The 20,518-nt window shown below is 67.0% G+C and carries 19 protein-coding genes; 10 read left to right on the top strand and 9 right to left on the bottom strand.

Annotated features, from left to right (window positions below):
* Positions 1-75 precede the first annotated feature (75 nt).
* Complete coding sequence (locus tag OLX02_RS16435; RefSeq protein ID WP_264424611.1) at positions 76-1,371, bottom strand: O-acetylhomoserine aminocarboxypropyltransferase/cysteine synthase family protein; 1,296 nt, start codon at positions 1,369-1,371, stop codon at positions 76-78.
* A 174-nt stretch (positions 1,372-1,545) separates the two neighbouring features.
* Here OLX02_RS16435 and OLX02_RS16430 point away from each other — a divergent pair, with 174 nt between their 5' ends.
* The 4 genes from OLX02_RS16430 to OLX02_RS16415 all read left to right on the top strand — a co-directional run bounded on the left by OLX02_RS16430 (position 1,546) and on the right by OLX02_RS16415 (position 4,902).
* Positions 1,546-1,677, top strand: a complete 132-nt coding sequence (locus tag OLX02_RS16430; protein WP_264424610.1) for a hypothetical protein — start codon at positions 1,546-1,548, stop codon at positions 1,675-1,677.
* 80 nt (positions 1,678-1,757) lie between these two features.
* The gene (locus OLX02_RS16425) at positions 1,758-3,386 is read left to right on the top strand and encodes a lysine--tRNA ligase (RefSeq protein ID WP_264424609.1); all 1,629 of its coding nucleotides are present in this window, start codon (positions 1,758-1,760) and stop codon (positions 3,384-3,386) included.
* Complete coding sequence (locus OLX02_RS16420; protein ID WP_264424608.1) at positions 3,383-4,267, top strand: PEP-CTERM sorting domain-containing protein; 885 nt, start codon at positions 3,383-3,385, stop codon at positions 4,265-4,267. Before OLX02_RS16425 ends, OLX02_RS16420 begins: the two co-directional genes overlap by 4 nt.
* Before the next feature lie 41 nt (positions 4,268-4,308).
* Positions 4,309-4,902: a DUF1003 domain-containing protein gene (locus tag OLX02_RS16415; RefSeq protein ID WP_264424607.1), complete on the top strand. Its 594-nt coding sequence runs from the start codon at positions 4,309-4,311 to the stop codon at positions 4,900-4,902.
* A gap of 36 nt (positions 4,903-4,938) precedes the next feature.
* Here OLX02_RS16415 and OLX02_RS16410 read toward each other — a convergent pair whose 3' ends face one another.
* Positions 4,939-6,822, bottom strand: coding sequence for a DUF885 domain-containing protein (locus OLX02_RS16410; protein ID WP_264424606.1), 1,884 nt, complete (start codon positions 6,820-6,822; stop codon positions 4,939-4,941).
* Positions 6,813-7,505: a prolyl hydroxylase family protein gene (locus OLX02_RS16405; protein ID WP_264424605.1), complete on the bottom strand. Its 693-nt coding sequence runs from the start codon at positions 7,503-7,505 to the stop codon at positions 6,813-6,815. The genes OLX02_RS16410 and OLX02_RS16405 overlap by 10 nt, the downstream gene beginning before the upstream one ends.
* Before the next feature lie 322 nt (positions 7,506-7,827).
* Here OLX02_RS16405 and OLX02_RS16400 point away from each other — a divergent pair, with 322 nt between their 5' ends.
* Complete coding sequence (locus OLX02_RS16400; protein ID WP_264424604.1) at positions 7,828-8,187, top strand: MarR family winged helix-turn-helix transcriptional regulator; 360 nt, start codon at positions 7,828-7,830, stop codon at positions 8,185-8,187.
* A gap of 81 nt (positions 8,188-8,268) precedes the next feature.
* Here the strand turns inward: OLX02_RS16400 and OLX02_RS16395 are convergent, their stop codons facing one another.
* The 3 genes from OLX02_RS16395 to OLX02_RS16385 form a co-directional block, all read right to left on the bottom strand.
* Positions 8,269-9,309 (bottom strand): RcnB family protein, encoded by a 1,041-nt coding sequence (locus OLX02_RS16395; RefSeq protein WP_264424603.1) that lies wholly within the window; start codon positions 9,307-9,309, stop codon positions 8,269-8,271.
* A 251-nt stretch (positions 9,310-9,560) separates the two neighbouring features.
* Positions 9,561-11,240 carry an energy-dependent translational throttle protein EttA gene (gene ettA / locus OLX02_RS16390; protein WP_264424602.1) on the bottom strand — a complete coding sequence of 560 codons (1,680 nt, stop codon included), beginning with the start codon at positions 11,238-11,240 and terminating at the stop codon, positions 9,561-9,563.
* 135 nt (positions 11,241-11,375) lie between these two features.
* The gene (locus OLX02_RS16385) at positions 11,376-12,167 is read right to left on the bottom strand and encodes a dienelactone hydrolase family protein (protein WP_264424601.1); all 792 of its coding nucleotides are present in this window, start codon (positions 12,165-12,167) and stop codon (positions 11,376-11,378) included.
* 130 nt (positions 12,168-12,297) lie between these two features.
* Between OLX02_RS16385 and OLX02_RS16380 the strand changes: the two genes are divergently transcribed.
* A complete protein-coding gene (locus tag OLX02_RS16380; RefSeq protein ID WP_264424600.1) occupies positions 12,298-13,656 on the top strand; it encodes a M28 family peptidase in 1,359 nt (452 codons plus the stop codon).
* A 12-nt stretch (positions 13,657-13,668) separates the two neighbouring features.
* Here OLX02_RS16380 and OLX02_RS16375 read toward each other — a convergent pair whose 3' ends face one another.
* Together OLX02_RS16375 and OLX02_RS16370 are read right to left on the bottom strand one after the other, a co-directional pair.
* A complete protein-coding gene (locus OLX02_RS16375; protein WP_264424599.1) occupies positions 13,669-14,691 on the bottom strand; it encodes a sensor histidine kinase in 1,023 nt (340 codons plus the stop codon).
* A 98-nt stretch (positions 14,692-14,789) separates the two neighbouring features.
* A complete protein-coding gene (locus OLX02_RS16370) occupies positions 14,790-16,040 on the bottom strand; it encodes an acetyl-CoA C-acetyltransferase (RefSeq protein WP_264424598.1) in 1,251 nt (416 codons plus the stop codon).
* A 173-nt stretch (positions 16,041-16,213) separates the two neighbouring features.
* Between OLX02_RS16370 and OLX02_RS16365 the strand changes: the two genes are divergently transcribed.
* From OLX02_RS16365 to OLX02_RS16350, 4 genes are all read left to right on the top strand, one after another.
* Complete coding sequence (locus tag OLX02_RS16365; RefSeq protein ID WP_264424597.1) at positions 16,214-17,413, top strand: M20 metallopeptidase family protein; 1,200 nt, start codon at positions 16,214-16,216, stop codon at positions 17,411-17,413.
* Positions 17,410-17,844 (top strand): hotdog fold thioesterase, encoded by a 435-nt coding sequence (locus OLX02_RS16360; RefSeq protein ID WP_319641261.1) that lies wholly within the window; start codon positions 17,410-17,412, stop codon positions 17,842-17,844. Before OLX02_RS16365 ends, OLX02_RS16360 begins: the two co-directional genes overlap by 4 nt.
* 68 nt (positions 17,845-17,912) lie before the next feature.
* Positions 17,913-19,046 (top strand): PAS domain-containing protein, encoded by a 1,134-nt coding sequence (locus OLX02_RS16355; RefSeq protein ID WP_413630345.1) that lies wholly within the window; start codon positions 17,913-17,915, stop codon positions 19,044-19,046.
* The gene (locus OLX02_RS16350; RefSeq protein WP_264424595.1) at positions 19,043-19,426 is read left to right on the top strand and encodes a response regulator; all 384 of its coding nucleotides are present in this window, start codon (positions 19,043-19,045) and stop codon (positions 19,424-19,426) included. Before OLX02_RS16355 ends, OLX02_RS16350 begins: the two co-directional genes overlap by 4 nt.
* A gap of 18 nt (positions 19,427-19,444) precedes the next feature.
* Here OLX02_RS16350 and OLX02_RS16345 read toward each other — a convergent pair whose 3' ends face one another.
* The gene (locus tag OLX02_RS16345) at positions 19,445-20,416 is read right to left on the bottom strand and encodes an alpha/beta hydrolase (protein WP_264424594.1); all 972 of its coding nucleotides are present in this window, start codon (positions 20,414-20,416) and stop codon (positions 19,445-19,447) included.
* Positions 20,417-20,518: the final 102 nt, after the last annotated feature.

Here is a 20,518-nt window from a genome sequence, read left to right as displayed (position 1 = left end):
AGAGCAGACTGTGCGGGGAGGCATGGCCCCCACGCCACTGGCTGTTCGGCTAGCGGCGCGGGGGGAAGGGCGGGGTCAGGCGGCGGCGAGCGCAGCCGTCAGGTCGGCCAGGATGTCGTCGATGTGCTCGATGCCGATCGACAGGCGGACGTAGCCGGGGCTGACGCCGGTCGCGGTCTGCTCCTCGGCGGAAAGCTGCGAATGCGTGGTCGAGGCGGGGTGGATCGCCAGGCTGCGCGCGTCGCCGATGTTGGCGACGTGATAGAACAACTGGAGCGCGTCGATGAAGCGCTTGCCGCCGTCCGCGCCGCTCGCCAGTTCGAAGCCGACCAGACCGCCCTTGCCGCCGGCGAGATACTTGTCCGCCAGTGCCTTCGCGCGGCCTTCGGCCAGCGAGGGATGGATCACGCGCGTGACCTTGGCGTGGCCGGCGAGGAAGGCGGCGACCTTGGCCGCGTTCTCGCTGTGGCGCTCGATCCGCAGGGGCAGCGTTTCCAGCCCCTGGATCAGCTGGAAGGCGTTGAAGGGAGACAGCGCCGCGCCGATGTCGCGCAGCAGGATCACGCGCGCGCGGATGGCGTAGGCGATGGGGCCGAGCGGCTTGATATCGCGCGCCCAGACCGCGCCGTGGTAGCTGGGATCGGGCGTGTTGAGCAGCGGCTGCCGCTCGGGAATGGCGTCCCATTCGAAATTGCCGCCATCGACGATCACGCCGCCAATCGAGGTGCCGTGGCCGCCGATATACTTGGTGGAGGAATAGACCACGATCGCGGCGCCATGTTCGAGCGGACGGATCAGCAGCGGCGCGGCGGTGTTGTCGACGATCAGCGGAATGCCGAATTCGCGGCCGATCGCGGCGACTTCGGCGATGGGGAAGGCGACCAGCTTGGGATTGGGCAGGCTTTCCGCGTAATAGGCGCGGGTGCGTTCGTCGGTGGCGCGGCGGAAGCCTTCGGGATCGGCCGGATCGACGAAGCGGACTTCGATGCCGAGGTTCTTCAGCGTGTTGGCGAAGAGATTCCAGGTGCCACCGTAGAGATCGGTGGAGCTGACGATGTTGTCGCCCGCGCGGGCGAGGTTCAGCACCGCATAAGTCGATGCGGCCTGGCCCGAGGCGACTGCCAGCGCGGCTGCGCCGCCTTCGAGCGCGGCGATGCGCTGTTCGAGCACGTCAGTCGTCGGGTTGCCCAGCCGGGTGTAGATGTTGCCCAGTTCCTTGAGCGAGAACAGGTTGGCCGCGTGTTCGGTCGAATGGAACTGGTAGGACGTGGTCTGGTGGATCGGCACCGCGACCGAGCCGGTGGTGGGATCGGCGCGCCAGCCGGCGTGGAGGGCCAGCGTTTCGGCGCGGGCCTTGGAAAGATCGGTCATCGGGGGCAGTCCTCTCGTTGGCGGCGGGATCGCGTTATTGTCTATCGTTTTGGTTGATAATGGCAAGCGGCAACCGCCGTTGCCGGACGGGCGCCTCCTTACAATCGTCGAGGTGCGTTCCCATATCAAGAACAGGTCCGGGCGCAGCGATCCGCACCCATAAGGAACCTGAAAATGGCCAAGTCGCAGAAGAAATCGAACCGCGAAGAGCGCAAGCCCAAGGCACCCAAGGTCAAGACCAACGCGTCGAAGCCCAGCGAGAAGACCGGCGTGGTGCGCGGGCTGGAGAACATGAAGAACCACTGACGCCGTCGGTCCTGACCTGCACCCCGCGCGGCCAGCTTTCCCTTGCGCTAGCCGGCCGGAATCGCGAAAGGGCGCAGGTTATGACCGATGATCTCACCACCGCCGCCCAGACCTCGAAGGCATGGCCGTTCGAGGAAGCCCGCAAGCTCGTCAAGCGCTTCCCCGGCGGGAAGAAAGACGCGGGCGGCAATCTGGTGCCCGTGCTGTTCGAGACGGGCTATGGCCCATCGGGCCTGCCGCATATCGGCACCTTCCAGGAAGTTCTGCGCACCACGCTGGTCCGCCGCGCCTATGAAACGCTGACGGGCGGCCATCCGACCCGGCTGGTGGCGTTCTCGGACGACATGGACGGGCTGCGCAAGGTGCCCGACAACGTGCCGAACAAGGAAGTGCTGGCCGCCAACCTCGGCAAGCCGCTCAGCCGCATTCCCGATCCCTTCGGCACGCACGAAAGCTTTGCGCACCACAACAATGCGATGTTGCGCGCGTTCCTTGATCGCTTCGGCTTCGACTACGAATTCGTCTCCGCATCGGACCGCTACAACAGCGGGGAATTCGACGACGCGCTGAAGAACGTGCTGCGCCACTTCGACGCCATCATGGGCATCATGTTGCCGACGCTGCGCGAGGAACGCCGCAAGACCTATTCGCCGGTGCTGCCGGTTTCTCCCACCACGGGCGAAGTGTTGCAGGTGCCGATCGAGGTACTGGACGCCGAGGCCGGCCTCGTGCGGTTTACCGACGTGGATGGCACGAGCGTGGAACAATCGATCCTGGGCGGCCGGTCCAAGCTGCAGTGGAAGGTCGACTGGGCGATGCGCTGGGTCGCGCTGGGCGTCGATTACGAGATGTGCGGCAAGGACCTGACCGACAGCGTCACCCAGTCTGGCAAGATCGCGCAGGTTCTGGGCGGGCGCCGTCCCGAAGGGCTGATCTACGAGCTGTTCCTCGACGAGAAGGGCGAGAAGATCTCGAAGTCCAAGGGCAACGGGCTGACCATCGAGCAGTGGCTCGATTATGGCAGCGAGGAAAGCCTGGGCTTCTACCTGTTCCGCGAACCCAAGAGCGCCAAGTCGCTCCACGTCGGGATCATCCCGCGCGCGGTCGATGAATACTGGCAGTTCCGCGAGAAGATCCCCGGCCAGCCGATCGAGCAGCGGATGGGGAATCCGGTGTGGCACCTGCTGCGCGCCAATGGCGAGGCGAGCGGCGCGGGCGAGGGTGAAACCCTGCCGGTCACCTATGGCCTGCTGCTCAACCTTGTGGGCGTGCTGGGCGCCAAGGCAACGCGCGAGCAGGTGTGGTCCTATCTCGGCAATTATGTCGAGAATGCCGATCCGGCGGCACACCCCGCGCTCGACGGGCTGGTGACGCGCGCGCTGGCCTACAACCGCGATTTCATCGCGCCGACCCTCCACCGCCGCAAGCCCGAGCCGAACGAGGCGCTGGCGCTGGCCGCGCTGGACGAGGAACTGGCCGCGACCAGCGACGACGCCACTGCCGAACTGCTGCAGAACATCGTCTACGAGATCGGCAAGGACCCGCACTATGGCTTCGAAAGCCTGCGCGACTGGTTCAAGGCGCTTTACGAGACGCTGCTGGGATCGGCGCAGGGGCCGCGCATGGGCAGCTTCATCGCGCTGTACGGCATCGGCAACACCCGCGCGCTGATCGCGGAGGCGTTGGAAGGGGTGGCGGTTCCCGAATGACGCGGCGTGCCATGCGGCTTCTTGCCGCCGCAGTGCTGGGGTCCGGGCTCTTGCTCGCGGCCCCGGCCGCGGCGGCGGCGAAGACGATCCTGTTCGTCGGCAACAGCTTTACCTACGGCGAACGCTCGCCGGTGCGGCGCTATCACCCCGAGCGGGTGACCGACCTGAACGGCGAACGGATCGGCGGCGTGCCCGCGCTGTTCAAGACCTTTGCCGAGGAAGCGGGGCTGGACTGGACGGTCAGCCTTGAAACCGCCGGGGGCAGGGACCTGGCGTTCCATCTCGACACCCGGTTGCGGCTGATCGACAAGCCGTGGGACGTGGTCGTGTTGCAGGGCTATTCCACGCTCGATGCGCAGCGGCCGGGCGATCCGGCGCGCCATGTCGCCGCCGCGAAAGCGCTGGCCGGTGCCTTCGCCCGCGCCAATCCCGGCGTCTCGGTGCGGCTGGTGTCCACGTGGTCGCGCGCGGACCTGGCCTATCGCCCCGGCAGCGTCTGGTCGGGCAAGCCCATCGCGCTGCTGGCCGAGGACGTGGCGGCGGGCAACCGGCTGGCGGCGGCGACCTCGCCCCGTTTCGGCACGCCGATCCCGGTGGGTGCGGCGTGGACGCGGGCGATGCGCGCAGGGATCGCGGATGCCGATCCCTATGACGGGGTGGCGTTCGGGCAGGTCGATCTGTGGACCTGGGACCATTACCACGCCAGCACCGCGGGCTATTACCTGTCGGCGCTGGTGCAGTTTGGCGCGATCACCGGGTTCGACCCGCGCAAGCTGGGCGCGACCGAACGCGCAGCGGACGATCTGGGCATGGAGCCGGCGCTCGCCGTCCGGCTGCAACAGGTCGCGGCCGAGGAACTGGGCTTTTCCACCGCGCGCTGATTGGCGGGAAACAAATTGCCGCGCGGCCGGTTCACGCCCTGATGGCCTCGAAATCACCCACGCCCGAGAATCTTGCCGAGGAACTGCTCGGCCGCAATTACACCGACCTCGGGGCCGAGGAGCAGCGCGTGTTGCAGCGCGTTGCCTCGGGCGAGATCGAGGACTGTGACGCGGACGAACTGGCCACCGTCAACATGACCTTCGGCGACCGGCTGGCCGACCGGGTGGCTGCGATCGGCGGATCGTGGGGGTTCATCATCGCGTTCGGCGTAGTTCTGCTGGGCTGGATGCTGGTGAACAGCAAATGGGCGGCCGGGCTGGGCATTACGTGGGACGAATATCCCTACATCTTCCTCAACCTGATGCTCTCGACGCTGGCCGCGTTGCAGGCGCCTGTGATCATGATGAGCCAGAACCGGCAATCGCAGAAGGACCGCCTGACCGCGCATCACGACTATGAGGTGAACCTGCGCACCCAGCTCGAAATCCTGCGGCTGCACCGCAAGATGGACAAGATTTTCAACAAGATGGGCCAGTTGCAGGGGCAGGTCGATGACGTTGCCACCAACACCGAGGCGGTGGTCAGCGAAGTGACCGGGGTGCCCACGGCGTGCGCCGAGCCGAAGGGGTCATGATTTCGGGAGGGGACGGGGCGGTCAATTCCCCGCCTCTCACTCGGTCTGCGACGCCTGTTCGCGTGCGATCCAGCGGTCGATCTTGGCTTCGAGGACGGGCAGCGGCAGGGCGCCGCTCATCAGCACCTGATCGTGGAAGCGGCGGATGTCGAAGCGGGGACCGAGCGCGTCCTCGGCCTTGCGTCGCAGTCGCTGGATGGTGAGCGCGCCGATCTTGTAGGCAAGCGCCTGTCCCGGGTTGGCGATGTAGCGTTCGACTTCGGCGGTGGCGTCGCTGCGGCCCATGCCCGAATTGGCGAGCATGTAATCGATCGCCTGCTCGCGGGTCCAACCCTGCGTGTGCAGGCCGGTATCGACCACCAGTCGCATCGCGCGCAGCATCTCGTCATCGAGCGTGCCCCAGTGCTGCATCGGGTCCTTGTAGAACCCCATCTCGTAGCCGAGCGTTTCGGCATAGAGCGCCCAGCCTTCGACATAGGCGGTGTTGCCGCCAAACCGCTGGAAATCGGGCAGCGCGGTGTTTTCCTGCGCAAGGCTGATCTGGAAGTGATGCCCCGGCGCACCTTCGTGCAGATAGAGCGTGGTCACGCCCGAAAGGAACCGGCTCTTGAGATCGTAGGTGTTGAAATAGAACACGCCGGGCCTGCTGCCGTCCGCCGCGCCCTGGCTGTAGCTGCCACCGGCTTCGTAGCGCGCGCGGTATTCGGGATAGGCCTGCACCAGCAGCGGCGTGCGCGGCAGGTGCAGGAAATAGCGCGGCGCCAGCGCATCGACCTTGTGCCCCACCGCTTCGAACCCGCGCGCGAGTTCCTCGGCCGTTTTGGGATGAAAGCGCGGATCGACGCGGATGTGGTCGAAGAACGCGCGCAGCGGGCCGGTGAAGCCAAGCTGCGTCTTCACCCCTTCCATCTCGTGCTGGATGCGCGCGACTTCGCCGATGCCGATGCGGTGCACCGCGGCCGGATCGAGATCGAGCGTGGTGTGCTGGCGCACCAGCATCCGGTAGAGCCGATCGCCGCCGGGCATCGTCGCCAGCCCCACGTGCTCGCGCGCGGCGGGCAGATATTCGGTGAGCAGAAATGCGCGCAGGCGGCGATAGGCGGGATAGACCGATCCGCTCGCGGCCTCGGTAAAGGCTTGCGCCAGCCGCCGGCGCTCGGCCAGCGGAATGGTGCGGGGGAAGGCGCGCACGGGCGACAGGAAGGGCGAACGCGCGACCGGCTGGGCGAGGATGCCGTCGATCTGCGCGATCATGTTGCGCACGGTGAGGCGCGGCTCGGTCACGCCGCTGGCCATGCCTTCGCGGAAGCGGGCGATCGCGGTGTCGAACACGAAGGGCAGCGCGCGGTCGAGTGCGAGGCGCGTCTCGTAATCGGCCAGCCCTTCCAGCGGCATCGCGCTTTCGGCGGAAACGAGGCCGGGAAACTCGACGTGGAAGCCGCCGAAGTGATTGAAGGGACGCGGGCCGGTCAGCGCTTCCATCGCGGGCGAAAGCTGCGCCTTTTCGTCGAGCTTGCCGGCGCGGAACACGTCGTAGGAAATGCGGTGCGGCTCATCCAGCCGGGCGCGGTCGATGCGGTCCAGCCGGGCGAGCGTGGCGGCATTGGCATCGCGCAGGCGGTCGGTCAGCTCGGACGTGAACAGCAGGCGGAACTGTTCGGCGGACAGCCGCTCGCCGCGCTCGAGCGCGCCTTGCGGATCGAGCGCCTGCTCGGCGCGGGCGTCGTCGAGGAACAGGCGGTCGAGCGTGCGCGCCATGTCCTCGGCGGGCGGTGCGATCGGCGCCTCGGTGACGGGCGCGGCGGGACGGACGGGCGCGAGCGCGGCCTGCGGGGCGCACGAGGCGAGCGCCAACACCAGCGCGACGGGCGGCAGCCAGCCCCATGCGCGGCGCGCGTTGTCGCGGCGGGTCAGGCCCATGGGCGGGCCCGGTACCACTTGGTCAGGACATATTTGACGCCGCGCACCACCGGGGTGCCGGCGTGGAGGGCTTGCGGATTGGGCGTGCCATCGCGCTTCATGTTGTTCCACACCAGCAGCGCGCCGGCCTGCGGCGGGATGTTCAGCGGGACTTTCGGAAAGTCGGTCGCGCCGCCTTCCTCCACCGCGTTCAGATAGCCCATCGCGGTCCAGCTGCGTTGCCCGCCGCGCGCCTGCTCCTGATCCCAGAAGCGCTGCGACGGGTTGAAATGATCGAAATGCGCGCGGAATTCCTGCCCCGGGGCATAGCGCTGGCCCTGGAGAGTCTCGCCCAGCGTCGGTTCCATGCCGAGCAGGTCGTCGATGCGGCGCTGGAGCATCCGGATGAAGGGATCGGCCGGATCGACATCGCCGGTGTAGCTGGTGCGTCCGCTGCTTTCACCCTCGCCGTACGTGGGCGAGGGGCGCGCGACGCTGTCGACAATGGCGATCAGGCGCTGGCATTCGGCTTCGGTGAAGAAGCCGGAGACCCCGTAGATCTCCAGCCCGTCGACCGGAATGCGGAAGGCGGCGGGATCGCCGTCCAGCCGCGCGCGCACGGCATCGCCGATGCGTTTGAGGGCAGGGGTATCGGGGTCACGCCCGGCGGCGCGGCGGAAGGGCAGCATAATCGTTCCGGTCATGGCCCATGCGTACCGGAACGACAAGCCCGCTATCCCGGCGTTTACCATGCAAGGACTGCGCCTTTGCGCAATCGAATGCCTTCGAGAGCCATTTTGGGACGCTTTGGTCCGTTCCGGACAGGAACGATTGAAAAACGGTGAGAAATTAGGTGAAAAAGGTGTTAAAGTCGTTTGCGGCGGAGCGCTATAAGGTAGGTAGCTATCGGCTACTACTTAATGGTCGGGTCGCGGAAGAAAAACGGTAGCGGGCTATGCCGAATGGTATTCGCCAAGCGCTGCGTATGTGTGGTTGCAATCCAGCCTTTCGAGGGGGTCGTTCTTTTTGGAAGCACTGGTTGATACAGAGGCCGAGGCGTTCCGCCTTGCAAAGGCCCTCTATGATCTTCGCCGTCGTCGCGATTCCGCCAGTTCGGTCAAGGGGCTGTTCGGCGAACCCGGCTGGGATATCCTGCTCGACCTGTTCATCGCCCATCGGCGCGGGACGGAACTGCAGGTGTCGAGCGTGTGCATCGAGGCGGGGGTGCCCTCCACGACGATCCTGCGCTGGATCTCGCGCCTGGAACGTGACGGGCTGGTCTATCGCGCCGCCGACAAGGGCGATGCGCGCCGCCGCTATGTGCGCCTGACGCCCGATGGCCATGCGTTGATGCGGCAGGTGCTGGGGTCTATCGGCGGACTTTGATCACCGCCTTGCCGAATGCGAGAGGGCCTCGCCGGAGATGATCCGGCGAGGCCCTCTGCGTTTTGGATTGCGCCTTCGCGCTTACCAGAAGAAGTCGTAGATCACGTCGACCACTTCGCCGCTGTAGGTATCGACCAGCAGCACGTCGTCATAGTAGCGGACCCAGCGATAGGGGCCGTAGACGTCCGGCAGGCGATAGGCCCACGGATCGGAAATCCAGTAGCGCTCCGAATAGAACGGAGAGCCGATGCGGATGCCGATGCTCAGGCGGCTGTACGAATAATCGCGATAGGGCGCGTAGTAGTATCCGCCACGGAACGTGTTGCGGTTATGGTTGCGCCACGCGGACCAGTTGTAGCGGTTGTCACGGCGCCAATCGTTGTTCCACCGGCGGTAGTCGCCGCCGCGATTGCCGTCACGCCAGCGATCGCCATCCCGCCAGCGGTTGTTATTGTTGTTGTTGCGCCAGCTGTCGCCATCGCGCCAGCGGTCACGGTTCCACTGGCCATCGCGGTTGCCGTCGCGGTCGCGGTTCCAGTTGCCGCCCCGGTCGTTGTCGCGGCGCCCGTCACGGTCGCCGTTCCAGGCACGGCCATCGTTGCCCCGGCCATCGTTGCGGCCATCGTTGCGCCACGAGGGTTGCTGCGGCTGCACGCGCTGGCCGTTCCAGCGCTGGCCGTCCCAGCCTTGCTGCACCGGGCCGCGATTGCCCACCTGTCCGCGATCCGCACCCCGGTCAGGCCCGCGATCGGGGGTGGCCGGGGTCTGGCCGCGCCACGCCTGCGGCGGACGGTTCACGGCGCCGCCGTTGTTCCAGTCCCGGCCAAAGGTCTGGCCTTCGGCGCGGCGCTGCGGTTCGGCGCGCTGCATCTGCGGGCGCTGCATTTCGGCGCGGGGCATTTCGGCACGGGGCATTTCGGCGCGCGGAGCCGGGGCTTCGATCCGCTCCATGCGGCCGCCGCCGCCACCACCACGGCGCTCGCCGCGATCCTCGCGCTGCTGCATGTTGCGTCCGTTGCCGTCGCGGTCGAACACCTGCGCCGATGCGGGGACCGCGGTAGCGAGAATGGCAAGGGCCAGAGTGGTGCCGATGCCGGACTTCAAGAATGACTTGGCAGCCATGGCCATGTCTCCGGTACGTGGCGCCGCGATTCATTCGCGGCGTTGTGTGAGACCCGACTACGCGCCCCGCGCTGTCGGCGTCCTGAACCGGTGCGCGACCGATTGTTCATAAATTTAACACAATGGTAACAAGGGAATGAACGCAAGGCGAGGTCTTGCGCCCATCCATTCGTCCCGAAAAGGACAGCGCCCCGGAAGAAGGATCTTCCGGGGCGCTGCGTTGTTCGTGGATTTGCCGGGCGATTTTTGCCTCAGCGGGTCAGCTTCTTGTAGGCCAGCGCGGTCGGGCGATCAGCGGCGTCGCCGAGGCGGCGGCGCTTGTCTTCCTCGTAGGCGGCGAAGTTGCCTTCGAACCATTCGACGTGGCTGTTGCCCTCGAACGCGAGGATGTGCGTGGCGAGACGATCGAGGAAGAAGCGATCGTGCGAGATGACCACGGCGCAGCCCGCGAAATTCTCGATCGCGTCTTCCAGCGCGCTCAGCGTTTCGACGTCGAGGTCGTTGGTCGGTTCGTCGAGCAGGAGGACGTTGCCGCCCTGCTTGAGCATCTTGGCCATGTGGACGCGGTTGCGTTCACCGCCCGAGAGCTTGCCGACGTTCTTCTGCTGGTCTGCGCCCTTGAAGTTGAACGCGCCGACATAGGCACGCGTCGACATGTCCTGCTTGTTGACCACCATGTAGTCCAACCCGTCGGAAATCTCTTCCCACACGTTGTTCTTGGGGTTCAGCGCGTCGCGGCTCTGGTCGACATAGCCGAGGTGGACGGTGCTGCCGATCTCGATCGTGCCGGTGTCGGGCGTTTCCTTGCCGGTGATGATCTTGAACAGCGTGGACTTGCCCGCGCCGTTCGGCCCGATCACGCCGACGATGCCGCCCGGCGGCAGGGTGAACGACAGGTCCTCGAACAGCAGCTTGTCGCCATAAGCCTTCGAGATGTTCTTCACCTCGATGACCTTGCCGCCAAGGCGCTCTGGCACCTGGATGACGATCTGCGCCTTGCCGACCGGACGGTTGTCCTGCGCATTCTGCAGGTCCTCGAACTTGCGGATACGCGCCTTGCTCTTGGTCTGGCGGGCGGCAGGGGTCTGGCGAATCCACTCAAGCTCGCGGCTGAGGGCCTTCTTCTTGCCGCTTTCCTCGCGGTCTTCCTGTTCGAGGCGCTTGGCCTTCTTTTCCAGGTAGGTCGAGTAGTTGCCTTCGTAGGGGAAGTACTTGCCCCGGTCGAGTTCGAGGATCCAGCCCACCACGTTGTCGAGGAAGTAGCGGTCGTGGGTGATCATCAGCACCGCGCCGGCATATTCCTTGAGGTGGTTTTCCAGCCATTCGACGGATTCGGCGTCGAGGTGGTTGGTCGGTTCGTCGAGCAGCAGGATCGACGGCTTCTGGATCAGCAGGCGGGTCAGCGCGATGCGGCGCTTTTCACCGCCCGAAAGGCTGTCCACCGGCCAGTCTCTCGGCGGGCAGCGCAGCGCTTCCATCGCGATTTCGAGCTGGTTGTCGAGCGTCCAGCCGTCGACGGCGTCGATCTTGCCCTGAAGGTCGCCCATCTCGTCCATCAGCGCGTCGAAATCGACGTCCTCCGGCGGATCGGCCATGATGTTCGAGATCTCGTTGAAGCGGTCGACGAGGTCGGCGGTATCGCGCGCGCCGTCCTTGACGTTCTCCAGCACGGTCTTGGTCGGGTCGAGCTGGGGTTCCTGCTCCAGATAGCCGACGGTGATGTTTTCGCCCGGCCAAGCTTCGCCGGTGAAATCCTTGTCGATCCCCGCCATGATCTTGATCAGGGTGGACTTGCCCGCGCCGTTCGGACCGACGATGCCGATCTTGGCGCCCTGGTAGAACTGCAGGTTGATGTCCTTCAGCACGGGCTTGGGAGCACCGGGGAAGGTCTTCGTCATGTTCTTCATGACGTAGGCGTATTGCGCGGCCATTGTTGGTCCTTCGGGGAATGGCAAGAGGTTTGCGCCGCGCTCTACAGGTGCGCGGGCACCGCCGCAAGCATCGCGCGCGAGAGCGGGCGCTGCGGCGTGCAAGGCGGCCGCCGATGTGCAGGGGCGTGGCCGGTCTCAGGCGCCGGTGCGTGATCGGAAGAACGCGATCACTTCGGCTTCCACTTCGCGCGTGCGGGTGCCGGGCTGGTCGATCACGTGCCAGGTCAGCACCGAATGGGGCGGGATCGGCGCGGCGGGGTTGGCGTGTTCGTCCGGGAGTTCGATCGCCTTGAAGCGGTCGCCGAAGGTGTCCTTGAGCATGGCGAAGCGCGCATCGGGCACGAAGCCGTCGCTGGGGAAGCGCAGGCCGAGCATCGTCAGGTCCTCGTCCTCCAGCCGCCGCCTGGCGCAGGCGATCTCCTCCGGGCTGGCGTCGATCATGCCCGCGCCTTTCCTGCCCAGCGGCAGTGATGGCTGCGACAGGACCGGTGCGACCACCGCCGGCTCGGTCATCATCGCCAGCGCAAATCCGCCCGTGAAGCACATGCCGACCGCACCCACGCCCTTGCCGCCGCATTCGCCGTGGGCATGGCGGGCGAGCGCGCGCAGCCAGTCGACGATCGGGCTGGACCGGCCGTTGGCCCAGGCGTTGAATTCGCGCCGCACGCACAGCGAATAGAGCATCTGGCCCATGGTATAGGCGCGCCCCGGCACGCGCCCGTCCTCGCCGAACAGGCTGGGGCAGAATACCGTCATCCCCTGCGCGGCGACACGGTCGGCAAAGCGCAGCACCAGCGGGTGGAGGTTGGGCATTTCGTGCATCACGATCACCGCCGGCCCGCTGCCCTTGCGCCACACGCGCCGGGTCCACGGGCCGTCGGTGAATTCGAAGGGCTCGTAGCCAGCGAAAGCCTCTGCATTCTTCATGCCCCGTTCCCCCAACATGCTTGTGCTTTTCGGCGGGCAGAGTGCCGGGGAAGGGGCGTGCTGGCAACCTTGGCGCCGTGTTCATCGAAGGCGTTGGCAGGATGGGACTTTGTCGTTACGCACCGGTTTCATGCGAAACATCCTCCGTCCGGTCCTGACCGCGCTCGTCGCCGCGCCGCTGGCGCTTCCCGTTCCTGCTCTGGCCGAATCGTCGGCCAATGCGCCTGCCGGCGACGTGGCGTGGGACATTGTTTCGGGCCTGACGACGGACGTCGGCCAGCGCCTTGCCGGGAGCGAGGCCGAAGCCCGGGCGCGGGCGTGGGGCGCGGAAAAGCTCAAGGCGCTGGGCTTCCAGAATGTCGCGGTCGAGCCGTTCACCATCCGCGGCTACGTGCGCGGGGTGGACAAGGCGCGGCTGATCGCGCCGGTGCCCCAAGTGCTGGCGGTGACCGCGCTGGGCTATAGCGGGGCGACGCCCGACAAGGGGATCGAGGGTGACATCGCCTATTTCCCGACGCTCGCCGCGCTGAAGGCGGCGCCGGACGGGTCGCTTGGCGGCAAGATCGCCTTCATCGACCATGCCATGCGCCGTGCGCAGGACGGCGCGGGCTATGGCCCCTATGGCCAGGTGCGACGCGAAGGGCCGGGCGTCGCCTCGCGCAAGGGCGCGGCGGCGGTGGTCATCCGCTCGGTCGGCACCGACAGCCACCGCAACCCGCACACCGGGGTCACTTCGTTCCCGCAAGGGGTGAAGCCGATCCCGGCGGGGGCCGTGTCGAACCCCGACGCGGACCTGATCGCGCGGCTGGCCGCTTCGGGCCGCACGCTGCGGCTGGCGCTGACGCTGACCGGCAAGACCACCGAGGGGATGCCTTCGGGCAACGTGGTGGGCGAACTGCCGGGACGCGACCCTTCGCTGCCGCCGATCCTGGTCGGCTGCCATCTCGACAGCTGGGACCTGGGCACCGGGGCGATCGACGATGCCTCGGGCTGCGCCATCGTGACCGCCGCGGCGCTGAAGGCGCAGGATGGCGGCCGCGCGCTGCGCACGATCCGCGTGCTGTGGGCGGGCAGCGAGGAACTGGGCGGCTATGGCGGCGATGCCTATGCCAAGGCGCACGCCGAGCCCCACGCCCTGGCGATGGAAAGCGACTTTGGCGCCGACCGGGTGTGGCGCGTCCAGACCAGGTTCGCGCCCGCCGACAAGGCGCTGGCCGAGCGGATCGTGGCCGCGCTCAATCCGCTGGGCGTGGTGCCGGGCAAGGGTGAGGCCGGTGGCGGCACCGACGTGGAGCCGGTGATCGAGAAGCAGAAGCTGGCGGTGGTCGATCTGGGCCAGGACGGCACGCATTACTTCGACCTCCACCACACCCCGGACGATACGCTGGACAAGGTCGATCCCGCTGCGCTGGCGCAGAACGTGGCTGCGTGGACCGAAGTGCTGAAGATCGTGGCCAACGTGGCGGAGCCGGTCGCGCCGGCGGGCTGACGCCCGTGCGGTTCAGCCCTCGGCGAATTCGACCATGGTGGTCACGCCGGGGGCTCCGCAGACCTTGATGCTGCCGCCAAGCTGGGCGACGAAGCCCTTGATGATCGTGGTGCCAAGGCCGCGCGGTGCCGCGGCGGCCCGGTCATGTGATGCCGGATCCTGGGAAGGCAGACCGCGCCCGTTGTCGGCCACGGTGAGCCGCAGCTGCCCGGGCTGCCCGCGCTCCAGCGAGACGCGCACCGTCGGCGCTTCCGCGTGCGGATCGAAGGCGTGCTTGAAGCTGTTGCCCAGCAGTTCGGTGATGAGCAGGACCAGCGTCATCAGGCGGTTGATCTCGAGCACGACGTCGTCCGCATGGACTTCCACCCGCACGTGGCCGGCGGCGCTCACGTCCTGCGCCTGTTCCGCCGCGCGGCGGATCTGCTCGGCCACCGACAGGCCGAGCGCCTGCGGATCGTAAAGCTGGCGGTGGACCCGGCCCATCAGTTCGATGCGTTCGTCCGCGCGGTCGATCACGTCGAGTGCGCTGGCCGGATCGGCCACGATGCGCCGGCGCTGGAGGCGAAGCATCGAGGCGACCGAGGCGAGGTTGTTGGCGACGCGGTGCTGCAATTCCTTGAACAGCAGCGTCTGCATATCGGCCATGCGCGTGAGGCGCGCTTCGTTTTCGACCAGTTGCCGGTGCCGGCGCACCAGCCCGTCGATCAGCATCACGTCCACCACCACCACGAGGCCGAAAAAGACGAGCGCGGTGAACCTGCCGGCATCGAGCTGCAGCGAATGGAACGGCGGGACGAAGAAATAGAGCGCGGCGAACCCGCTGAGCGCCCCGCAGAGAAAGCCGGGGCCGCGTCCCGCGAGAAACGTGGCGAGGATCACCGCGGGAAAGAACGTCAGGAACGGGAAGCCCGGCGGGAAGAGGTGATCGGCGGCGACGCGAATGCCGAAGCTGGCGAAAAACAACGCCACGCCGGTCGCATAGCGAGGGACTAGGCCGCGGATCGGCTGGGACAGGCTGCGCGGCAGGGAAGGCATTCGAGCCTTCATGTGCCCGCAGGTCGTTACCAATGCAACAGGAGTCTTGCCCGGAACGGCTGGTCTGAGCCAACCGCTCCGGGCAAGGTATCACATTATCAGATGCGTTCGATGATGATGGCCGGGGCCATGCCGCCGGCCGCGCACATCGTGACGAGGCCATAACGGCCGCCCGTGCGCTCCAGTTCGTCTAGCGTGGTGCCGATCAGCATCGAGCCGGTCGCGCCGATCGGGTGGCCCAGCGCCATCGCGCCGCCGTTCGGATTGACCTTGGTACGGTCGAGGTCGAGATCGCGGATGAACTTTTCCGCGACGACGGCGAAGGCTTCGTTGATTTCCCAGTGGTCGATGTCCTCGACCTTGAGGCCGGCCTTTTCGAGCACCTTCTTCGCCGCCGGAACCGGGGCGTTGAGCATCAGCGTGGGATCATCGCCCTGGTTGGCATAGGCAACGATGCGGCCGCGCGGCTTGAGGCCGTGCTTTTCCGCATATTCGGGCGAGGTGATGAGCAGCGCGGCGGCGCCATCGACCACGCCCGAGCTGTTGCCGGCGTGGTGCACGCCCTTGAACTCGAGATCGGGATAGCGGCGCAGGATCTGCTTGCGGAAAGTGCTGCCGTTGCCGAGGTCGAAATCGGCGACGCCGTCGAAGCTGGCCTTGAGCGAGGCGAGGCCTTCGGCAGTGGTCTCCGGACGCGGGAACTCTTCATGGTCGAGCGCCACGGTGCCGTCTTCGTTGTAGACAGTGACCAGCGACTTGTCGAAGCGGCCTTCGCGGATGGCGCGGTCGGCGCGTTCCTGGCTGACGAGCGCCAGCGCGTCGAGTTCGTGGCGGGTGATGCCTTCCAGCGCGGCAATCGCGTCACCGCACACGCCCTGGTGCGACTGCGGGTGGATCGCGTCGAGAGCGGGGTTGCCCGAACCCATGCCCAGCGGCTTGATGCCGGCATTGGCCTGTTCGGCGCCGTAAGCCGAGGTGAAGCTCATCATCTCGGTGCCGCCAGCGATGACGCAATCTTCCATGCCCGACATCACCGTCGCGGCCGCGAGGTTCACCGAGGTGATGCCGCCGCCGCAGAAACGATCGAGCGTGGTGCCCGAAGCCGTGATGTCATAGCCGGCGGCAAGCGCCGACATGCGGCCAAGGTCGCCGCCCTGCTTGCCCACCTGCGACGATGTCGACCAGATGATGTCGTCCACGGTCGAGGTATCGAGGTTGTTGCGGTCCTTGATCGCCTTCAGCACGGTGGCGGCGAGATGCTGCGGGTGAAGGTGCGAAAGCGCGCCCTTGCCCGGCTTGCCAACGCCGCGCGGCGTGCGGACAGCATCGATGATATAGGCTTCTGCCATGGTTCTCTCCTCAACAGACCGGCAGGACCCACAACGAGTCCCGTGATTGTTTAAGTGACCGATTAAACGGTGGCGGCCCGCTGCGCAAGCCTGATCGGATGTTCGGGTGGAACTCTCGACAGCGGCGCCATGCTGTCATTATGCAGGGGCCTGCACCTGCCGGAGGATCCCCGATGTCCCAGCCTGCGCTTCTTGATGGCGCCACCGCGCTGTCCGACCGTATCGTCTCGCTGCGGCGGGCGATCCATGCGGAACCCGAACTGGGCCTGCACACGCCCAAGACCCGTGACAAGGTGCGGGCCGCGCTGGCCCACCTGCCGCTCGAATGGCGCGAGGGACCATCGACCACGGGCCTTGTCGCCACGCTGAAGGGCGGGAAGGGGGAAGGCCGCACCGTGCTGCTGCGCGGCGACATGGACGCGCTGCCCATGCCCGAGGAAACCGGCCTGTCTTTCGCTTCGACCATTGCCGGGCGGATGCACGCCTGCGGGCACGATACCCACACCGCGATGCTGGCGGGTGCGGCCGAACTGCTGTGTTCGATGCGCGATACGCTGACGGGCACCGTGCAGTTCATGTTCCAGCCGGGCGAGGAAGGCTTTCACGGCGCGCGCTTCATGCTGGACGACGGGTTGATCGACCCGCTGCCCGACGCCGCCTTTGCGCTGCACATCATGCCCGACAGCCCGCGCGGGCTGGTCGCCGGGCGCGCGGGGCCGCTGATGGCCTCTGCCGATCAGTTCGAGATCGTGGTCGAGGGGCGCGGCGGCCATGCCTCGATGCCGCACCAGACGCTCGATCCGGTGCCCGTCGCCTGCGAGATCGTCACCGCGCTCCAGGCCATGGTGACGCGCAAGTTTTCGGTTGCCGATCCGGTGGTCGCCACCGTTGCGAAGATCGAAGCCGGCACTGCGCACAATGTCATCGCCGACCGCGCATTGCTGAAAGGCACGCTGCGCACGCTTTCCGCCGCGAGCCGCGCGAAGCTCCACGCCGAAGTGGAACGCGTGGCCACGCACGTGGCCGCCGCGCACGACATGACGGCCGCGATCACCATCACGCCGGGCTTTCCGGTGACCGTCTGCGACGAGCGCGCGGTGGCGCTGGGTGCGGCGGTCACGGCTGAGCTTGCGGGAGGGGGCGGCTTCGTGCGCCTGTCGCACCCGATCATGGGAGCGGAGGACTTCTCCTACCTGCTGGAAAAGGTGCCCGGCGCGATGTTCTTCCTGGGCGTGAGCCACGAAGGCGCCGACTGGCGCTCGTGCTGCGGCATCCATTCCACGCGCATGGTCGTCGATGAAAGCGTGCTGCCGCTGGGCACCGCGCTGCTCGCCGGCTGCGCCATCCGTTTTCTCGAGAAAGGCTTTGCATGATCTGGTGCGGCGGCACGCTTCCCAGCGCTGAATATCTGAAGGACAGCTTCGCGCGCGGAATGTCCGGCTGGCTCGACATCGAATTCGTCGGCTGCGACGCGGAATCGCTGACCGTGCGGATGCCGGTGACCGACCGCGTCCACCAGCCGTTCGGGCGGCTTCACGGAGGGGCATCGGTGGTGCTGGCGGAAACCGCAGGCTCGGTCGCGGCGGCGTTCTGTGTCGATCCGGCGACGTCGGCGTGCGTGGGCATGGAGATCAACGCCAACCACATCCGCCCGGTCCGCGACGGCTTCGTCTATGCCACGGCCAAGGCGGAGGCGCTGGGTCGCACTTCGCAAGTGTGGTCGATCCACATCCGCGACGAAGCCGAAAAGCTGGTGTGCGTTTCACGGCTGACCGTGGCGGTGATCCCGATCGACCGCAAGTAGGGCCTGCCCTTTGGTGCAGGTTTGTAAAAAAGCGCGGGGGGCAGGGAACCGGTTCGTCCCCTAGGGCATTGACGCGCAAGGGGAACGAAGCGCGCAACAAGACCACACCGGGAAACAATTCATTGTCATCACATCGGGAAGATCAAGCGCATCGGGCGTATGACGATAGCCCCGACCGCTTTCGCGCCCGGCATCCGGAGGATGCCTTCGCCGGCGCTTCGGGAGTCCTGTTCGAGCAGGCGATGGCCCAGACTCGCATGGCGATCTGCCTTTGCGATCCGCACCAGCCCGACGCGCCCATCATTTTCGCCAATCGCGCCTTCCGTACCCTGACGGGGTATGACGAAGACGAAATCATCGGCCGGAACTGCCGCTTTCTGCAAGGCCCCGGCACCGATCCCGCCGCCATCGCGCGCATCCGCGCCGCGATCGACCAGGAAGACGTGGTCGTCGTGGAAATCCTCAATTACCGGCGCGATGGCAACGCTTTCTGGAACGCGCTCCACCTTGGCCCGATCTATGACGCGGAGGGGCGACTGCTCTATTTCTTTGGCAGCCAGTGGGACGTGTCCGACGTGCGCGCGGCCCGCACGGACGAGCGCCACGCGCGCGATCTGGCGCGCGAACTGTCGCACCGGATGAAGAACATGTTCGCGGTGATCGGCGGGATCGTCAATTTCACCGGCCGCGCGCGCGGGATCGAGAACGAGGCGCGCGAGATCAACGAGCGCATCCAGGCACTGGGCCGCGCCTATGAAACCACGCTGGATGAAGCGTCCAGCGGCTCGATCGAGGTGGGACAGGCAATCCGTTCGGTGCTGGGGCCTTACGATCCCGACGGACGCCGCATCGAATTTCGCGGCAACGGGCTGCGCAGCGATTTCTCGGCGGTGTCGGTGCTGGGCCTGTCGCTGCACGAACTTGCGGCCAACGCGGTCAAGCATGGCGCGCTCAGCCGCCCCGACGGCCGGGTCACGATCAGCTGGAAGCGCAACGGCGCGGCCAATGCGCCCACCATCGTGATCGACTGGATCGAAGAGGGCGGCCCGCCGCTGGAACCGGAGGCCGTCCCCGCAGCGCCGGCGTCGAGCAGCATAGTGGACAAGATGATGGGCATGGCGCGCGGCAACATCAAACGCGAATGGCGTCGGGAGGGGCTGAAGGCCACCCTGCGCCTGCCGTTGCGGGAGGAGGCGGCATGACCGACGCCCCCTGGTGCGTTCTCGTCCTCGATGACGAACCGCTGATCCTTCTCGATCTGGAATTCGCGGTGGAGGACGCGGGCTGTGTCCCGCTGACCGCGCTGGAACTGGGCGAGGCGCTGGAAATCGTCGAGCGCGGCCACCTCGCTGCCGCGATCCTGGACGTGTCGCTGGGGCAGGGGCAGACCTGCGAGCCGGTCGCGCGCGCGCTGGCGGCGATGGGCGTGCCCTATGTGCTGCACACGGGCGATCTGGACCGCATGGACGAGGCGGTGCGCCGCCTTGGCGGGGTGCTGGTGCCCAAGCCCACCCCCGCCTCGGTCGTTGTCGCGCGCGCGCTGGAAGCGGTCCCGCCGATTTCGCAGCAGCGGACGGCCTGACCCAGGCCCGATCGCCGCTCAATCGCGGGCAGGCGCGCCCAGCATCCGCGCAATGGCGCCCATCATGTCGCGGCTGAATGCCTTGGCGATGGCGGCATCGGGCACCACGTTGAACGCGTGGATCGCGCCGGGGTAGCTGTGCAGTTCCACCGGCACGCCCGCATCGACCAGCCGCCGCGCGTAATCGAGGTTCTCGTCGAAGAACAGATCGAGGCTTCCCGTGCCGATCCACGTTGGCGGCAGGCCTGCAAGGTCGTCCGCCAGGCTGGGCGAGAACCAGCCCTTGCGCGCGTCGTCGGCGGGATAGTCGCCGCGCAGCGCTTCCCAGCCGAAGCGGTTGGACGCGCGGGTCCAGATGAATTCGCCGGTGTGGCGGTTGCCATAAGGGCAGGCCTCGCTGCCGGTGCGGTGATCGAGCATGGGGTAGACGAGGATCTGCGCGGCGAGCGTCGGCCCGCCCGTATCGCGGGCCATCTGCGCGGTCGCCGCCGCGAGACCGCCGCCCGCGCTTTCGCCGATCACGCCGATCCGCGCCGCGTCCACGCCCAGCCGGTCCGCATTGTCCGCCAGCCAGCGCAGCCCCGCCAGGCAATCCTCCTGCGGGCCGGGGAACGGGGTTTCGGGGGCGAGCCGGTATTCGACCGAGGCCACCGGGATGCCCAGCGCGCGTGCCATGTTGGACGGTCCGGCGGTCATCCCCCGCGCCGATCCCACGATCATCCCGCCGCCGTGGATGTGCAGCAGCGCGGGCCGGTTCTTCTCACCCGGCGCGGGATCATACCACAGGATCTCGACCTCGCCGCCGGTACCCGCCGTGCGCTCCACCACCGGTTCGAGCACGGGGGTGCCGAAGGTGGCATATTGCGCGGCGCTCACCTCCCGGATGGCGGGCAGCGTTTCCGCGCTGAACGCCACGCGCGGACCGAGCATTTCCAGCAGCGGCAGGATCTCGGGATCGACCAGGTGAAGGGTGGAATTCGGTTCTGTCATGCATCGTCTCCACAATGTTCATTGTTCTTTTCTTGTCGCTTTGTGCTTGCCCCGCGGCGGGTTGTCGAGCCAAGGGACTGTGCGAAATATCAGTTGCGAACA

It is taken from the genome of Novosphingobium sp. KCTC 2891, assembly GCF_025938155.1.
Classification (GTDB): Bacteria; Pseudomonadota; Alphaproteobacteria; order Sphingomonadales; family Sphingomonadaceae; genus Novosphingobium.
The sequence above is the reverse complement of the archived record's forward strand: the minus strand, read 5'-3'. Positions and strand labels throughout refer to the sequence as shown.

What these genes read in the sequence shown, in the direction of transcription:
- OLX02_RS16370 (WP_264424598.1), bottom strand. Translation starts at nt 16,040, where the DNA reads ATGGCAGAAGCCTATATCATCGATGCTGTCCGCACGCCGCGCGGCGTT.
- OLX02_RS16425 (WP_264424609.1), top strand. Translation starts at nt 1,758, where the DNA reads ATGACCGATGATCTCACCACCGCCGCCCAGACCTCGAAGGCATGGCCG.
- OLX02_RS16420 (WP_264424608.1), top strand. Translation starts at nt 3,383, where the DNA reads ATGACGCGGCGTGCCATGCGGCTTCTTGCCGCCGCAGTGCTGGGGTCC.
- OLX02_RS16380 (WP_264424600.1), top strand. Translation starts at nt 12,298, where the DNA reads ATGCGAAACATCCTCCGTCCGGTCCTGACCGCGCTCGTCGCCGCGCCG.
- OLX02_RS16435 (WP_264424611.1), bottom strand. Translation starts at nt 1,371, where the DNA reads ATGACCGATCTTTCCAAGGCCCGCGCCGAAACGCTGGCCCTCCACGCC.
- OLX02_RS16415 (WP_264424607.1), top strand. Translation starts at nt 4,309, where the DNA reads ATGGCCTCGAAATCACCCACGCCCGAGAATCTTGCCGAGGAACTGCTC.
- OLX02_RS16430 (WP_264424610.1), top strand. Translation starts at nt 1,546, where the DNA reads ATGGCCAAGTCGCAGAAGAAATCGAACCGCGAAGAGCGCAAGCCCAAG.
- OLX02_RS16375 (WP_264424599.1), bottom strand. Translation starts at nt 14,691, where the DNA reads ATGCCTTCCCTGCCGCGCAGCCTGTCCCAGCCGATCCGCGGCCTAGTC.
- OLX02_RS16395 (WP_264424603.1), bottom strand. Translation starts at nt 9,309, where the DNA reads ATGGCTGCCAAGTCATTCTTGAAGTCCGGCATCGGCACCACTCTGGCC.
- OLX02_RS16365 (WP_264424597.1), top strand. Translation starts at nt 16,214, where the DNA reads ATGTCCCAGCCTGCGCTTCTTGATGGCGCCACCGCGCTGTCCGACCGT.
- OLX02_RS16345 (WP_264424594.1), bottom strand. Translation starts at nt 20,416, where the DNA reads ATGACAGAACCGAATTCCACCCTTCACCTGGTCGATCCCGAGATCCTG.
- OLX02_RS16405 (WP_264424605.1), bottom strand. Translation starts at nt 7,505, where the DNA reads ATGACCGGAACGATTATGCTGCCCTTCCGCCGCGCCGCCGGGCGTGAC.
- OLX02_RS16360 (WP_319641261.1), top strand. Translation starts at nt 17,410, where the DNA reads ATGATCTGGTGCGGCGGCACGCTTCCCAGCGCTGAATATCTGAAGGAC.
- OLX02_RS16385 (WP_264424601.1), bottom strand. Translation starts at nt 12,167, where the DNA reads ATGAAGAATGCAGAGGCTTTCGCTGGCTACGAGCCCTTCGAATTCACC.
- OLX02_RS16350 (WP_264424595.1), top strand. Translation starts at nt 19,043, where the DNA reads ATGACCGACGCCCCCTGGTGCGTTCTCGTCCTCGATGACGAACCGCTG.
- ettA (WP_264424602.1), bottom strand. Translation starts at nt 11,240, where the DNA reads ATGGCCGCGCAATACGCCTACGTCATGAAGAACATGACGAAGACCTTC.
- OLX02_RS16410 (WP_264424606.1), bottom strand. Translation starts at nt 6,822, where the DNA reads ATGGGCCTGACCCGCCGCGACAACGCGCGCCGCGCATGGGGCTGGCTG.